The organism is Hymenobacter coccineus (assembly GCF_001816125.1).
GTDB classification, from domain to species: domain Bacteria; phylum Bacteroidota; class Bacteroidia; order Cytophagales; family Hymenobacteraceae; genus Hymenobacter; species Hymenobacter coccineus.
On sequence record NZ_MDZA01000039.1, the window covers coordinates 1 to 13,968 of the forward strand.

A 13,968-nucleotide genomic window follows, 5' to 3' on the forward strand; every position below is an offset into this window, starting at 1 on the left:
GCCGGCCCCAGCGTGGCGGCGGCCCGGGCTGGATGGCGGCGGCGGGTTGTTGAGCTCGTGGGCCAGGCCGGCGGAGAGCTTGCCCAGGGCCCGCAGCTTCTCGTCGCGCTCCTGGTTGCGGGTTTGGTCGCGCACCCGGTCGCTCATCAGGCCCACCAAGCGCTGGATCAGCTCGGGGCTGGTGCGCTCCAGCTCAGGAAATAAGTCGCGGTGCAGCAGCAAGATGTGGGTGTCGCCCACGGCCACGCCCCGGCCGTTGATGGTGCGCAGGCGCGAGTAAGGCAGCACCCCGCTCACCTGCCCCGCCTCGATGCGGAACACCGGCTCGGCCCGGCCGTTGCGCTCGAAAAAAAACTGGATGCCGCCCGCCACCACGGCCATCATGTACTGGGCCGCGTCGCCGGCCTGCACCACGGTTTCGTCGGGGCCGTAGTGGCGGTCTTCGCCGTGGGCCAGCAGCCAGGCCAGGGTCTCGTCGGGCAGCCCGGCAAAGGCCGTGACGGTGGACAGTTCGGCGGCGGTGAGCGGAGTGGGCATGGCGGAAAATAGAATGAGCGCTTCGGCATAACAGGCAGCGGGGCTGCTGAGTTAATATAGCCCCGTTGAGGAAGCATTGGCGAAACGGGTGCCGTGGATCAGCCGGGTTTAGGGCCCCTAGCCGGGCTCAGTTATCGGGCACCAAGCCGGAGCTGTTGCCGCTGCGCTCTTCCCAGGACCGCACTGCTTTCATCTTTTTCTTTTCGATGAAGGCCCCCGTCCAAGGGTTGAACACATAAACGTCGAACCGGTCGGTTACGCTGGAACGGCCTTTGGGATGAAGGTCGGTGAGGGTACCGGTTTTGATGGGCACATAAAAGCGGAAGTGCCCATTGTAGAGTGCGGGTTTTTTGAAGCTTTCCCACTTCAAAAAACCGGACAATGGTTGATTGCGTGCGCCGCTTTTCTTTCTGGTCATTTCAATGGTGGACCGGTACGCCAGCGTAAATTTTGGGGTTGGCACCTGGGGCCGTTTCTCGAACCCGAAGATCCTTTCAAACTCATTGGGAATGAAATTGCCGTTGGCGTCCAACTCGAATTCTATCAGTTCGGGGTACACACGCCTGGGGCTCAACTTTACGTCATAACGGAACAGGAACTTCGTGGGCTTTGCGACAAAGCTATCAGTCCAGTTTCCAGATTCCTTGGCGTTGTATATCGCGGAGCCTTGCACGTTCCAGACGGTGCTGGTCAGTAAAAATTGACGGCCGTAAATAGCCGCAATAGTGCTGTCAGCCTTGGCTCGCATATGGTCCTGAATCCCGTAGAAAGGGTACAGCTGCTTATCTGCTACGCGCCAGGTACCGCGGTCGTGGTCAACGGTGTACAATAGCTGGTTCCGGTCATTATAGTCCCGGGTAATGCCGGTTGGGCGGCCGGCTTTGGTACGAGTCCCGGTGGTAGTAGCTACCGTCTGATCGTTGCGGTAGAAGCGGTAGTAAACCAGGTCTTTGGCAGTCAAAATTTCTTTGACCTCCCTGCCGCCAGGGTATAGCCGGGTTTCGATGCGGGAGCTATCCGTCGTTACCACGCTCAGATTCTGAGCCGTGGCGGCCGTGCTTAAAAGAAGAAAAAACGCCGTTGGAAGAATCTTCATATCGAAGGAAGATGGGCGACGAGAATATGCTGATGCCAAGTATGCTATCCGTCTTGCAACCATTCTGTGCTTGAGAAAGGCCTCTCAATAGCAAAACGGCCGCTACGGCGCCGGCGCTGCCGGGGCCTTAAAGCTGAATACCGCCCCGGGCAGCGCCACTGCCGCCGTGATGAGGTAGAACGTGAGGCTGACCGTGACCGATACGGCCGCATCCAGGTGCAGCACTTGGGCCCCCAGCACGAAAGTGACTTCCCGGGCCCCAATGCCGCCCACCGTGAGCGGCAGCACCGCCACCACCGACGAGACGAGAAATACCATCAGATAATCAACGATTTGGCTGCTGGTGCCCGTGCCCGCCAAAATGGCCCACGCGCACAGCACCTGGGCCCCCTGCACGCCCAGGCCCAGCCACCCCGCCCGTCCAAACAGGGGCTGGAACTCGGGGAAAAACCGGCCGCTGGCCCAGTAGCTGGCCGCCACGCCCACCGGCACGCCCGCCAGCACCAGCCCCCGCCAGGGCAGCGGCACGGCCGGCACGAAGGCCAGCAGCACGCCCGCCAGCACACCCAGGGCCAGCACCCCGCTCACCCGGTCGAGGAGCAGGGCCCGCACCAGGGCCGTGGTTTTGCCGGGGAAGCGCTGGCGCAGCAGGTACACCTTGTAGCCGTCGCCGCCGATGCCGCCGGGCAAAAACAGGTTGTAGTACATCCCCAGCCAGTACAGGCGCAGGTTTTCACCTTCCGTCAGCGGCACGCCGATGGCCCGGAAAAAGTAGTTCAGCCGCCGCGCCGACAGCCACTTCGACAATGCAAATAGCCCCGCCGCCAGCGCCAGCCACCCCGGCTGCGCCGTGGCCAGCACCCGCCGCACCTCACCCACGCTGATGTGCTGGAAGACGAAGTAAAAGGCTCCCACTACAAACGCCAGCTTGGCCCCCAGAATGAGGGCCTGGCGCAGCTTCGGGCGGTGGGGGAGGAAGGGCAAGGGCGTGGGAGATTAATTTGATATTGACAATGTTTGATCAGGCCATCATGCTTCGACTTCGCTCAGCATGACGGCCTTGAACATCAATAACCAAGCACCAAAACCCTAGCAGTGGTGAGCGGGGTTAATTAGCGGGCGGGCAGTTCTGGGGGCTGGCCGGGGGCGGGCTCGGCGTCGTCGAACTTGACCAGGTTGAGGTGGATTTGGCGGTCGATTACGAAGTCGAAGTAGCGGTGGTAGCGGCGGCCTGCGAGGTAGCAGTCCTCGGCCAGGTAGTAGGCTCCCATGTCGGTGGGGGCGGGCAGGGCGCGGGTGATGGCGCCCCGCTCGCGGGTGATGTAGAAGGCTTCGTCGTTGTCGAGGTGCGAGTCTTTGTACACATACAGCGGCTGGCCCTTCGTCAGCTGGCCCACCCGGATGCTGGCGGCCCGGTAGGGCACAATGTCGTTGGTTTTGTAGCGCGCCGGCAGCACAAACCAGTTGAAGCCCACGCGCAGGCACAGCAGGTAGGCGCACAGCACCACCAGCCGCTGCGCGGGCAGCGTGTGGTACAGATACGCCAGCCCCAGCAGGGCCCCAAATACCAGCGCCGTTTTCCAGTACAGGCCCGGCACGTCGGCAATGCGGGCCAGGAACGGCGGGGCGAGCAGCACCAGGGCCACCACCGAGAGCACAAAGAGCAGCACCCCATCGACCACCCGGTTTTGCCAGGGGCCCTGGGCCTGGTAGTGGTCGTAGAAGTAGATCATCACCGTGATGAGCAACGGGATGAGCGGGAACAGGTAGCGCGGAATGGTGGCCGGCGAGAGCCAGAAAATGGGTGTTATTGCCAGGAAGATGAGGGCGTTGAACTTTAGAAACGGGTGGGCATGAATGGTTTGCCACCAGCCCCGGCGCACCAGGCACACCACCAGCAAGGTCCAGGGCGCAAACCAACCCAGGAAATCGAACGGGTAGGTAAGCACGTGCACGACGGACTTAAAGAGCGGCTGCTCGGCCACCGTGCGCTGGCTCGATTGGTCCCAGATGGTGAGGAAGTAGTCGTGCAGCGAGTTGTAGCGGCTGTACACCAGAAAGTAGCTGCCTACCAGGGCCACAAACACCCCGATGCCCAGGAAGTGGGCCCCCGAAAACAACCGCTTGAAGTTCTTCGAATACCAGCAAAACACCACCAGCGTAATGCCCTGGAACGCAATGGACGGCAGCCCCTTCAGCATGAAGCCCACCGCCGTGAGGGCGTAGGTGAGCACAAACAGCCGCCGCCACTGCCCCTTCTCGGCGAAATAAAATACGGCCGCAAAGCCCAGGTACGTTATCCAGGCGTGCAGCGTGTCGATGAGGCCCTGGAAGGAATCCCAGAACAACATCCGCCCGCAGGTGATGAACGCAAACGCCGCCACGAAGCCCAGCCGGGGCCCCAAATACCGCCGCACCACCACGAACAGCGTGGCCGCGTAGCCCAGCAGTGAGAACACCGTGGGCAGCCGCACCACCAGCTCCGACTGGCTCCCGGTAATATTGAACAGCCCCAGCAGCAGCCAGTTGTACAGCGGCGGCTTGTTATAATAGTACACGCCCTGCAGCGTGGACACGAAGTAGTTGCCCGAGTCCTTCAGCTCCAGCGCTACCAGGGCCCTAATGGGCTCGTCCACTTGCAGCGGCAGCAGCCCCAGGTGGATGAACAGCGCCGGGCCCAGCACCAGCAGGCACAGCACCATCAGCGCCCACGGGCGCTGCTGAAACCACAGGGTAAACGACGACATGCGGGCAAAGGGACGGTAAACCACAAAACTACGGCTCCAAGCTGTAGCGCGGACTCTGTGAGTCCGCGCGTTTGAACGGTCGCCGACCAGGCTGTAGCGTGGACTTTGTAGTCCGCGGCTCTCGCTTCGTCCTGCCGGTAATCGCCTGCCAACTACTGGGCAGCGACCGTTCAGAGCCGCGGACTACAAAGTCCGCGCTACAGCTGCGCTTCGTTCTGCCGGTTATCGGGCAGCTACGTTCAGCCGCACGGACTCGCAGCGTCCACGCTACAGCCTGGGGCCCCTCAGTGCACTCCAGATGCCTTGGTGGGCGCCGGCTTGAATACCAGCCGGCACCCTTTGAGGGCCGCCGGGTGGTAAATGGTGCCGTGGGTTTCCTGCGGTAAAGGGTCGTAGTGCCAAGTAATGCCGTGTCCAGCGGGACTAGCCAGCACTTTGGCAAACTGCTGGGTGTCAGTCACAATTTGTTTCTCGTTGCTCGTGGCCAGGTACAACGTTTTGGCTGGGCCGGGGTGGGCGCGGAGTAGGGGCCCCGCTTGCTGCACCAGGTACGCGTTGTTCCACCACAGGCTGGGGTCGAAGGCGAGGTAGGTGTCGAACAAATCGGGCTCCAGCAGCAGGGTTTCGACTACGAACAGCCCAGCCAGCGACTCGCCCACGATGGCCGTTTCGGCCGTGGTGCGGTAGCGCTGCTTGATGTCGGGCATCAGCTCGGTGCGGATGAACTGCCGGAACGCGGCCGAGCCGCCCACGCGCGGGGCAATCTTCTTGTCGTCTGGGTTAGTGGTGGGGCCCGTCAGGTCGCGCCGGCGCGCCGTGTTTTCGATGCCCACCAGGAGGAACGGCCGCATGGTGCCGTTGCCCACCGACACCTGCACCAAGCCCGCCACGTGCAGGAAATCTTCCTGCAAGCCGCCGTCGGGCATGTACAACACGGGCAGCCGCAGCGCAGCCGAATCGGCGTAGCCCGGCGGCAGGTACACGTTGATGCGCCGGGTTTCGCCCAGCACCTTCGACGCCAGGGTGAACGTTTGGCCAATGGCCAGGGGCCCCGCCGGATTTTGGGCCCCCACGCTGCGGGCGGCCAGTAAAAACAAGCACGGCAGGAGCGCGCGGAACACAGTGCGAAAGACAATCATGCCCCAAGCTTAAGGATAAAATAGCGCCCACCGCCGCAACCCAAGGGTGGCAAGTAGCCCCTGGGTTGGCCGTTGCGTTGCTTACCGCGGCTTTCCCTTACCCCCGGCGCACCGGACGGCGGCCACGCGAGGGCCCCCGCCGGGGAGCAAGCGCCGCCGGCGGCGCAACATTTTACCAGCCCGCGCCGCCAAATAGCCCATTGCTCGCCGTGCGTCGGGCTTACCGGGGCAAGTGCAGCGCAACCCCAATTAGGGCTGCTACGGCGACGGTGAGGGCCCCGGCCCGCAGGCCAATCACGCTGTCCCAGCGGTCTTGCAGGGCGCGGGCATCGGGCGGGGTTTGGCCTTGGCGCGCCGCGGCGGTTTGGCGCTGGTTGACTGGCTGGGCCACGAGTGCATACGCCGCTAGCTGCGTCAGTAACCCGGCCAGTGCCAGCAGCGTGAGGCGGCCGGGCAGCGTGGCCCACCCGCCGGCCACCCAGCAAAGCCCGCCGGTGCTGAGCAGGGCCGCCACCCCAAACACCGGCATGCGGGCATCAGCCACCGCGTGCAGGTGGCCCAGCACCTGCGTGAGGCTGGCCGCATCGACCCGCCGTAGGGCGGTGCGGGCAATGAGCGCAAAGAAAACGTCGACGCCGTACACCACGCCGCTGCTGAGCAGGGCCAGGGCCACCAGCCCAGAAGACCAAAGCGGGCTCATGCTGCGTGCCGGCTAAGTTGCGCCGGCTGCTGAACGCCCGCCGGAGTAGCGGAAGTGGTGAACAAGGAAGCCGCCAACCCCAGGAGCAAGCCAATGGCAATCATATGGGGCAGCTCAAAGGCCAGCGAGGCGGTGGGCTGGGCCAGTACAACGGCTAGGTCCACGCCCGGAATCAGGGCCCCGAGCAGCGTGACCCAGGCCAGGGGCCGGTCGTAACCCAGCCCGGCGAAGGCCACGAGAAGCAGGCCCGAGAACACGTCGCGGATGCCTTTGGCGTAGTGGAAGGCGTAATGGACATCGGCCGGGGGTAGGAACACGCCAAAGCCTTCGGCCCCGCGCGGGGCGCCAGTAAGAAGCGCAAGCCGATGAAAACCATGCCGAGGCCAAGCAGCAGACTAAGGCTGCGGGTGAGGGTGCGACGCATAACGGAGAGGAGGTTGGTACAGCACAAAGGTCCGCTCCGGCCCTGCCCCCAGTCATTCACCCAAGTGCATAAATGCGGCGCGCCCTAGGAAGCCGCGCGGCCCCGAATCCGGCTCAGCGACTGCGGCTTGACCCCGACGTAGGAGGCGATGTAGTACTGCGGAATGCGCTGCTGCAAGTCGGGGTAGGTGCCCACGAAGCGGGCGTAGCGCTGCGCGGGCGCGTCTTCGTAGAACGAGGTGAGCTGGCGCAGCACGTCCACAAACAGGGCCTCGGCGATGAGGCGCCCCAGCCGCTCGCCTTCCCGCACTTCGCGGTAGAGCCGCTGGAGGTTGTCGGCGGAGATGGCCAGCACGCGGGCCTCCTCCAGGGCCTGGATGCCATGGGTAGCCGGCTGGGCCGACAAAAAGCTGGCGTAGTCGCCGATAAATTCCTGCTCGCGGCCGAAGTAATAAGTCAGTTCCTGGCCGTCGCCGCCCTGGAAGTAATGAAACACCCCTTGGAGCACGAAGCCGACTTTGCGGCTCACTTCGCCGGGCCGTAGGAAGTAGCCGCCTTTGGGCAAAGTTTCGGGCACGAACCACTGCCGGATAAGGTCTTCCTCGGCCGGGGCCAGGGCAATGAAGTGGCGTATAGCTACCAGCAGGGTTTCGTGCATCGGCTAGGGGCCCTGTTGGGCGCTGCTTCCGGGCCGCGGAGCGGGCAGCAACAGAAGCGGGTCAAAAGTACCGCGTGGCCAGCGCAACCACGGGCCATGCACCGGGCATTTCGAAGGTTCTCACCACTTGCCACCAGCCGTCGTTCAGCCGCGCGGACTCGCAGCATCCACGCCACGGGCGTGTTAGCGCCAGCGCACTTTGGCGCCCGACTGGCCGGCCCACAGACGCTCGGGCACACTTTCCAGGATGAGCTGGCGCAGGGCCGTGAGCAGGGGCACGCGCACAAAGCCATGGTGCACCACCAGGCTTACCTCGCGCACGGGCTGCGGGTCGGCGAAGCGCTTCACCAGCGGGTTCGTGTCCAGCTCGTCGAGCACGGCCAGTTCCGGCACCAGCGTGTAGCCTTGGTGGCGGCGCACCAGCTCCATCAGCGTCTCGATGGAGCCGCTCTCGTAGGTCACGTGGGCGTTGGGGTCGGTGGTGGCGGCGCACAGGTTCAGCACCTGGTGGCGGAAGCAATGGCCCTGCTGCATCAGCCACATGCCGGGGGCCTTTAAGTCGGCCGCTTCGATTTGAGTTTTGCCAGCCAGCTGGTGGTTGGCCGATACGTAGGTCAGAAACGGCTCCTCCAGCACGGGCAGCTCGCGCAACTGGCGGTCGTCGAGGGGCGTCACGAGCAGGCCCACGTCGAGGCGGTGGTCCTTCAGCTGCACCATAATTTCCTCCGAGCGCAGCTCCTCCACCCGCACCTGCAGCTGCGGGTAGGCGGTGGTGAGGCCCACTAAGAAGCGCGGCACCAGGTAAGGCGCCAGCGTGGGGATGACGCCCAGCCGCAGCTCGCCCACCATCTCGCCCTTCTCCACTTGCACCAGCTCGCGCAGCTGCTGGGCCTCGCGCAGCACCTGCCGGGCCTGGGCTATCACCTTCATGCCCACCGCGGTGGGCTCGGCGCCCTTCTTGTTGCGGTCGAACAGCAGCACGCCCAGCTCGTCCTCTAGCTTCTGCACCTGCACGCTGAGGGCGGGCTGGGTCACGAAGCTTTTTTCGGCCGCCAGCCCAAAGCTGCGGTGCGTGTCGAGGGCCACCAGGTAGGTGAGTTGCTGCAGATTCATGGTACAAATATAACGTTTGATTATAAAATAAACTTTAACAGCAGATTTGATTATGACTGGTTTGGTTGCTTCTCCCGCGTCGCGGCCCGTCGGCAACACGGCGCGCCGCTTCGCGAATTGCTCCCGCCGCGGCCGGCCAAGCCCTGGCGATACCGCCAACCCGGGGCCCTGGGGGCCCTAAAACGGTGGGTTGTCAGCTGGCTGGGGGCCCTGGAGAGGCAGCGGGCATGCGGGCCATTGGAAAGCAGGGGGCAAGGAATAAAAAAAGCGGCAGGGATAGGATTTTATATTAAATATATTAATTTTATAATATTACCTCGACTCGCTTGCGGTGTTTGGCATCGCGCCGGGGCCTTCCATTCACACTTACCAACATCCGCTATGAAAAATTTGTGTTTGTGCGCCAGCCTGGCCCTGCTGCTCGGCGCGTGCGCGAAAGACGATGCCAGCCAGCCCAGCACCCAAACGGCCCCCGCCGTGGCCATGGGCAACGGCAAAGCCAATACCTGGGTCAACCTCGACGGCCAGGGCAATCCCACGGCCATGGGCTTCACGCTCAGCAAAGGGGCCCTCGACCAGTTGCCGGCCACGGTGCCCGCCACGGAATACATGCTGGCCCTGCCCGACGCCGCCACCCAAAAAACGCCGTTCCAGCACGTGATGATTGACTGGAACCCGCTGGGCCACGAGCCCGCCGGCATCTACGACGTGCCCCACTTCGACTTTCACTTCTACATGATGCCGATGGCCGAGGTGATGCAGATTCCGCCCTACGCCGTGAACCCAGCCGGGTTCGACAAGGTGCCGGCCGCCGCCTACCTGCCCACGGGCTACGTGAAAAACCCCGGCGGCGTGCCCGCCATGGGGGCCCACTGGACCGACGTGAGCAGCCCGGAACTGCACGGGCAGCCGTTCACCGAAACCTTTGTTTTCGGCACCTACAACGGCCACGTCACCTTCTGGGAGCCCATGGTGGCCCTGAGCTACCTGCGCACCAACCCCACGCTGGAGCAGGACATCAAGCAGCCGGCGCAGTACGAAACCCCCGGCTATTACCCCACCCACTTCAGCATCCTGGCCAAGCCCGACGGCAGCTACGAGGTGTCGCTCAGCAACTTCGTGAAGCGGTAGGCCCCGGCTGGGGCCCCGGGAAGCCAGTTGGGGTTGTCATTCCGACGAAGGAGGAATCTGGGTAAAACTAGTTGAGGACGGTTCTCAGATTCCTCCTGCGTCGGAATGACAACGCCCTGTTGAGAGGGGCCCTAAACGCAAAGGGCCGCCCCAGTAACTGGAACGGCCCTTGTGCAAACGCGGCTGGCCCAGGGACCCTACAGCGGCTTTTTCAGCGAATCCTGGAACTTCTTGATTTGCGGGGCCACCACTTTCTGGTCGCCCACCACCACAATGGTCATGGCCTCGGGGCGGACGTACTTGCGGGCCGTGGCGCTCACCTGCTCGGGCGTCACGGCGTTGATGTTTTTCACCTGCTCGGTGAGGAAGGTGTCGGGCAGGCCCTGCAAGTCCAAGGTATTCAGCTGGCTGATGATGCCGCCGGGGTTGGAGTTGCGCAGCACAAACATGCCGCTCTCGTAGTTCTGGATGCCCTTGAGCTCGTCGGCCGAGGGCGGCGTTTTCTGGAGCCGCTCGATTTCGTTCACGATTTCGTGCAGCGAATTGTACGTGTCCTTGGTCGTCACGTCGGCGGTTTCGCTCCAGTCGCCGGTGTGGTAGTGGGTGCCCACCGAGCTGTAGGGCGAATAGGTGTAGCCCTTGTCCTCCCGGATGTTGCGGGTGATGCGCGAGCCGAACGAGCCGCCGAGCAGCGAGTTCATCACCCGCAGCCGGATGTAGTCGGGGTTCGTGGGGTCGGCCGCCGGCAGGCCCACCACCAGCGTCGATTGCGGCGCGCTGGGCCGGTCCTGGGTCAGCACCTGGGCCCGGGTGAGGGGCTTGGCCGCCTCGATGCGGGGCGCGGGGCCCTTGGCCCAGGGGCCCCAGGCGGCGGTGAGGGCCTGGCGCAGCGCGGGCGCGTCGAACCGACCGGCCACGTACACGCTGGTGCGCTGGGCCCCAAACTGCGTCTTGTAGAAGTTCTGCACCTGTTCCAGCGTCAGCGCGTCCAGCTGGGCATCCGTGGGGATGGGCCGGCCGTAGGGGTGGTCGCCGTAGATGGCCGCCGTAAATTTCTGGCGCGCCTGGGTGCTGGGGTACGAGCGCGAGAGGTTGGCCTGCCGCTTCATGTCGGTTTTGAGGCGCGCCACTTCGCTGGCCGGCAGGGCCGGGTGCTGCACCACGTCGGCGAGCAGCGTGGCCAGCTGGGGCGCGTACTCCGACAGGCACGAGGCCCAGAGGTAGGTTTGGTCGGAGCCGGCCGAAATGCTGAGCGAGCCGCCCATGGCCGCCACTTTCTCCGCCAGCTGGGTGGCTGAGAGCGTGGCCGTGCCTTCGTTCATGAGCTTGGCCAGCAGGTCGGCCAGGTACACCTCGTCGGGGCCCTCGTGCACGTTGCCGGCCTGGACGGCCACCATCATCGTCACCTTGGGCACCTGGCCGTAGGGCACCAGGCGGGCCTGCAAGCCGTTCTCGAGGACAAATTCCTCCTTGGCGGGCAGGGCAAAATCGCGCGGGGCTCTGCCCACGGGCGGGGCCTCTTTAGGGGCCGTGGGGGCCTGGGCGGCCACGGCGTTGGCCACGCCGCCGGCGCGGGTGGTGGCCTTGGCGGTGGTTTTTTTGATGGGCCGGGCGGGGGCTTTTTTTGCCGGCGCCTGGGCCTGGGCGGGCGCGGCCAGGGCCCCCAGCACGGTGGCAAGCAGCCCGATGGTTAGCTTGTTCATACAGTATGGAAAGCAGGATGGGCTAGCTCTTGGCCAGCGGGTTGACGATGAGTAGCGTGCGGTTGGTGGGGCGCAGGTACTCCTGCGCGGTTTTTTGCAGCAGCGCGGGCGTCACCTTGCGAAACTCACCTTCCAGCTTGTTGATGCGCGCTGGGTCGTTGTCGAACAACGCGAAGGCGGCCAGCAAGTCGGCCCGCCCGAAATTGGTGGAGCCGCTCACCTGGTCGTAAAACGCCGAGCGCATCTTCACCACCGCCAGGTCCAGCGTGGCCTGGTCGATGCCCTTGCTAGTCAAGCGGCTGACCTCCCGGTCGAGCACGTGCACCACCGAGTCGGCCTGCACGGCGGGGTCGTAGGTGAGGCTGCCCATCCACAGCATGGGCCCCGCGTAGTTGAACTGGTTGCCCAGGTCGTTGTTGATGCCGCCGCGCACGCCGTCCGAGTAGCCGCGCTTCTGCACCAGGGCCTGGTAGAGGCGGCTGTCGTTGCCTTGCAGCAGGATTTGGTCCAGCAAAATCATGGCGTAGTACTCGGGCGTGTTGCGCTCGGGCATGTGGTAGGCGAAGGCCAGCGCCGGTTTGGCGGCCAGCTTGTCGTCCTTCGTGAAGCGCTGCTCGGCTTCCTGGCGCGGCTCCGCGAGGTCGGGCTTGGGGGGCGGCGTGGCGCTCGGGATGTTGCCGTAGTACTTGGTTACCCAGGCCTTGGCCTCGGCGGGCTCGAAGTCGCCCACCACGGCCAGCACGGCGTTGTTGGGGGCGTAGTAGGTTTTGAAGAAGTCCTTGGTATCGGCCAGGTTGGCCGCGTCCAGGTCTTTTAGGTCGCCGTAAAAATTGTGGGCGTTGTTCCAGTTCTTGTTGGCCTTCTGGGGCATGTCGAGCCACGGGAAGCCGCCGTAGGGCTGGTTGAGCACGTTCACGCGCACCTCGCTTTTTACCACGCCCTGCTGGTTGGTCAGGTTGCTTTGGTCGATGGCCAGGCCCCGCATCCGGTCGGCCTCGGCCCACAGAATCGTCTCCAGCTTGTTGCTCGGCACCACCTCGTAGTAATTGGTGAAGTCGAAGCGCGTCGAGCCGTTCATGGCCCCGCCGTTCTTCTGAATCAGCCCGATGAATTCGGCCTTGCCCAAGTTCTGTGAGCCCTGAAACATCAGGTGCTCAAACAAATGCGCGAAGCCCGTGCGGTTGCGTGGCTCGGTGCGGAAGCCCACCGCGTAATAGGCGGCCACGGTGGCCGTGGGCGCCGTATGGTCGGGTGAGAGCACCACCCGCAGCCCGTTGGGCAGGGTGTAGTACTCCACCGGAATTTGGAAGGCCGGCCCGGCCGGGGCAGCCGCCGGAGCAACTGCGGCCGCGGTGGCCGTGGCCGCCGCGGGGGCCGTCGTCACCACGGCCGCGGTTTTGGGGCTGCACGCGCCCAGGGCTAGGGCCCCCAGGGCGCAACCCACGCCCCGGCGCAACAATACAGAGTGTTTCATTCAGCAGAAAAAGAGGGTGAAAGATAAATGAATCTAGGTAACGCAATATTAAGCAGGTTCTTGCTCCATTGGATGCAAGCCGCGCACGAATAGTTGCCCGGGTGATGTAGCGTGGACGCTGCGAGTCCGCGACGAGCGCCGCGAGTGTGGTAGCGCCGCTTCGGAGTCCGTTTACGGACACCTCACCCCCAGCCCCTCTCCTGCGGAGAGGGGTGCCAGTACCTGAACGGGCAGCGTCAACGAGAAAACTGAACGCACCCCCCTCTTTTGGAGAGGGGCCGGGGGTGAGGTTCCCGCAGCGGCGAGTCAATACACACTGAATGCGAAACCGCTTTAATGGCTCGTTCAATCGTCGCACTCGCTGCACTCGTCGCGGACGCGCAATGTCCACGCCACACCAAGCGCCGCGGGTACCGCTCCGCCCGTTCAATCGTTGCGCGCGCTGCGCTACATCGCCCGGGGCCCGACCTTTGCCCCGTGCTACCTCCCTTGCTTTTCGCTGATTTGCCGGCCTTGCTCGGCGGCCACCTGCTCCAGGGCCCCGCTGAGCCGGCCGCCGCCGTGCGCCACTTGGTGCTCGACAGCCGCCGCGCCGGGCCGCCCGCCGGGGCCCTGTTCGTGGCCTTGCGGGGCCCCAGCCACGACGGCCACCGCTACCTGCCGCAGGCCTATGCCCAGGGGTTGCGCCTGTTCGTGGTGGAGGAAAACGCCGCACTACCCGGCGGCTTGGCCGCGTACCCGGACGCGGGGCTCGTGGCCGTGGCCAGCCCGCTGGGGCCCTGCAAGCGCTGGCCGCGGCGCACCGCCGGCAGTTTAGGGGCCCCGTGTGGGCCATCACGGGCTCCAACGGCAAGACTATCGTGAAGGAGTGGCTGGCCCAGCTGCTGGGGCCCGACGAGGTCGTCTGCCGCTCGCCGCGCTCCTACAACTCGCAGGTGGGCGTGCCGCTGAGCGTGTGGGAGTTGAGCCCTGAGCGCCACACGCTGGGCTTGTTCGAGGCCGGCATTTCGGAAGTGGGCGAGATGGCGCGGCTGGCCGCCGTCATCCAGCCCACCGAGGGTATTTTCACCACCCTCGGCACGGCCCACGACGCCGGCTTTGCGTCGGAAGAGGAGAAGCTGCGCGAGAAGCTGCGGCTGTTCGAGGGCCCCCAGTTCCGGCGCCTCTATTACTGCGCCGACCAGGGCCCCGTGCGCGCGCCGTGGCCGCCCTGGGCCTGCCCGGCTTCGGCTGGACCGCGCCACGCG

At 64.7% G+C, this 13,968-nt stretch carries 13 protein-coding genes and 1 pseudogene; 3 read left to right on the plus strand and 11 right to left on the minus strand.

Annotation, left to right across the window (positions count from 1 at the left end):
* The 9 genes and pseudogenes from BEN49_RS03235 to BEN49_RS03275 all read right to left on the minus strand — a co-directional run.
* Positions 1-537 (minus strand): Crp/Fnr family transcriptional regulator (locus BEN49_RS03235; RefSeq protein ID WP_141765608.1); only part of this gene is annotated, 537 nt, incomplete at its 3' end.
* A 127-nt stretch (positions 538-664) separates the two neighbouring features.
* Positions 665-1,633, minus strand: a complete 969-nt coding sequence (locus BEN49_RS03240) for a hypothetical protein (protein WP_070740681.1) — start codon at positions 1,631-1,633, stop codon at positions 665-667.
* Positions 1,634-1,735: 102 nt separating this feature from the next.
* Entirely contained in the window at positions 1,736-2,617 is an 882-nt protein-coding gene (locus tag BEN49_RS03245) for a lysylphosphatidylglycerol synthase transmembrane domain-containing protein (protein ID WP_094123095.1), read from the minus strand.
* A gap of 128 nt (positions 2,618-2,745) precedes the next feature.
* Entirely contained in the window at positions 2,746-4,380 is a 1,635-nt protein-coding gene (locus BEN49_RS03250) for an ArnT family glycosyltransferase (RefSeq protein ID WP_070740684.1), read from the minus strand.
* A 284-nt stretch (positions 4,381-4,664) separates the two neighbouring features.
* Positions 4,665-5,519, minus strand: coding sequence for an alpha/beta hydrolase (locus BEN49_RS03255; protein ID WP_070740686.1), 855 nt, complete (start codon positions 5,517-5,519; stop codon positions 4,665-4,667).
* Between the two features lie 220 nt (positions 5,520-5,739).
* Positions 5,740-6,219 (minus strand): DUF1772 domain-containing protein, encoded by a 480-nt coding sequence (locus BEN49_RS03260; RefSeq protein WP_070740689.1) that lies wholly within the window; start codon positions 6,217-6,219, stop codon positions 5,740-5,742.
* Positions 6,216-6,548, minus strand: a pseudogene (locus tag BEN49_RS03265) (DUF4267 domain-containing protein); the annotation flags it as partial. The pseudogene BEN49_RS03265 and the gene BEN49_RS03260, both read right to left, overlap by 4 nt.
* 179 nt (positions 6,549-6,727) lie before the next feature.
* Positions 6,728-7,300, minus strand: a complete 573-nt coding sequence (locus BEN49_RS03270; RefSeq protein WP_070740694.1) for a Crp/Fnr family transcriptional regulator — start codon at positions 7,298-7,300, stop codon at positions 6,728-6,730.
* Positions 7,301-7,483: 183 nt separating this feature from the next.
* On the minus strand, positions 7,484-8,413 hold the full coding sequence (locus BEN49_RS03275; protein WP_070740698.1) for a hydrogen peroxide-inducible genes activator: 930 nt from the start codon (positions 8,411-8,413) through the stop codon (positions 7,484-7,486).
* Positions 8,414-8,794: 381 nt separating this feature from the next.
* On the opposite strand from BEN49_RS03275, the gene BEN49_RS03280 reads away from it, so the two are divergent.
* The gene (locus BEN49_RS03280) at positions 8,795-9,544 is read left to right on the plus strand and encodes a DUF5602 domain-containing protein (protein ID WP_125916468.1); all 750 of its coding nucleotides are present in this window, start codon (positions 8,795-8,797) and stop codon (positions 9,542-9,544) included.
* A gap of 197 nt (positions 9,545-9,741) precedes the next feature.
* Here BEN49_RS03280 and BEN49_RS03285 read toward each other — a convergent pair whose 3' ends face one another.
* Positions 9,742-11,247 (minus strand): M16 family metallopeptidase, encoded by a 1,506-nt coding sequence (locus BEN49_RS03285; RefSeq protein WP_083325723.1) that lies wholly within the window; start codon positions 11,245-11,247, stop codon positions 9,742-9,744.
* A 22-nt stretch (positions 11,248-11,269) separates the two neighbouring features.
* Positions 11,270-12,721, minus strand: coding sequence for a M16 family metallopeptidase (locus tag BEN49_RS03290; RefSeq protein WP_070740703.1), 1,452 nt, complete (start codon positions 12,719-12,721; stop codon positions 11,270-11,272).
* A 477-nt stretch (positions 12,722-13,198) separates the two neighbouring features.
* Here BEN49_RS03290 and BEN49_RS29170 point away from each other — a divergent pair, with 477 nt between their 5' ends.
* Both BEN49_RS29170 and BEN49_RS29175 read left to right on the plus strand, forming a co-directional pair.
* Complete coding sequence (locus tag BEN49_RS29170; RefSeq protein WP_239691797.1) at positions 13,199-13,585, plus strand: Mur ligase domain-containing protein; 387 nt, start codon at positions 13,199-13,201, stop codon at positions 13,583-13,585.
* Positions 13,546-13,968: Mur ligase family protein (locus BEN49_RS29175; protein ID WP_262490171.1), on the plus strand; the 423-nt coding region annotated here is incomplete at its 3' end. The genes BEN49_RS29170 and BEN49_RS29175, both read left to right, overlap by 40 nt.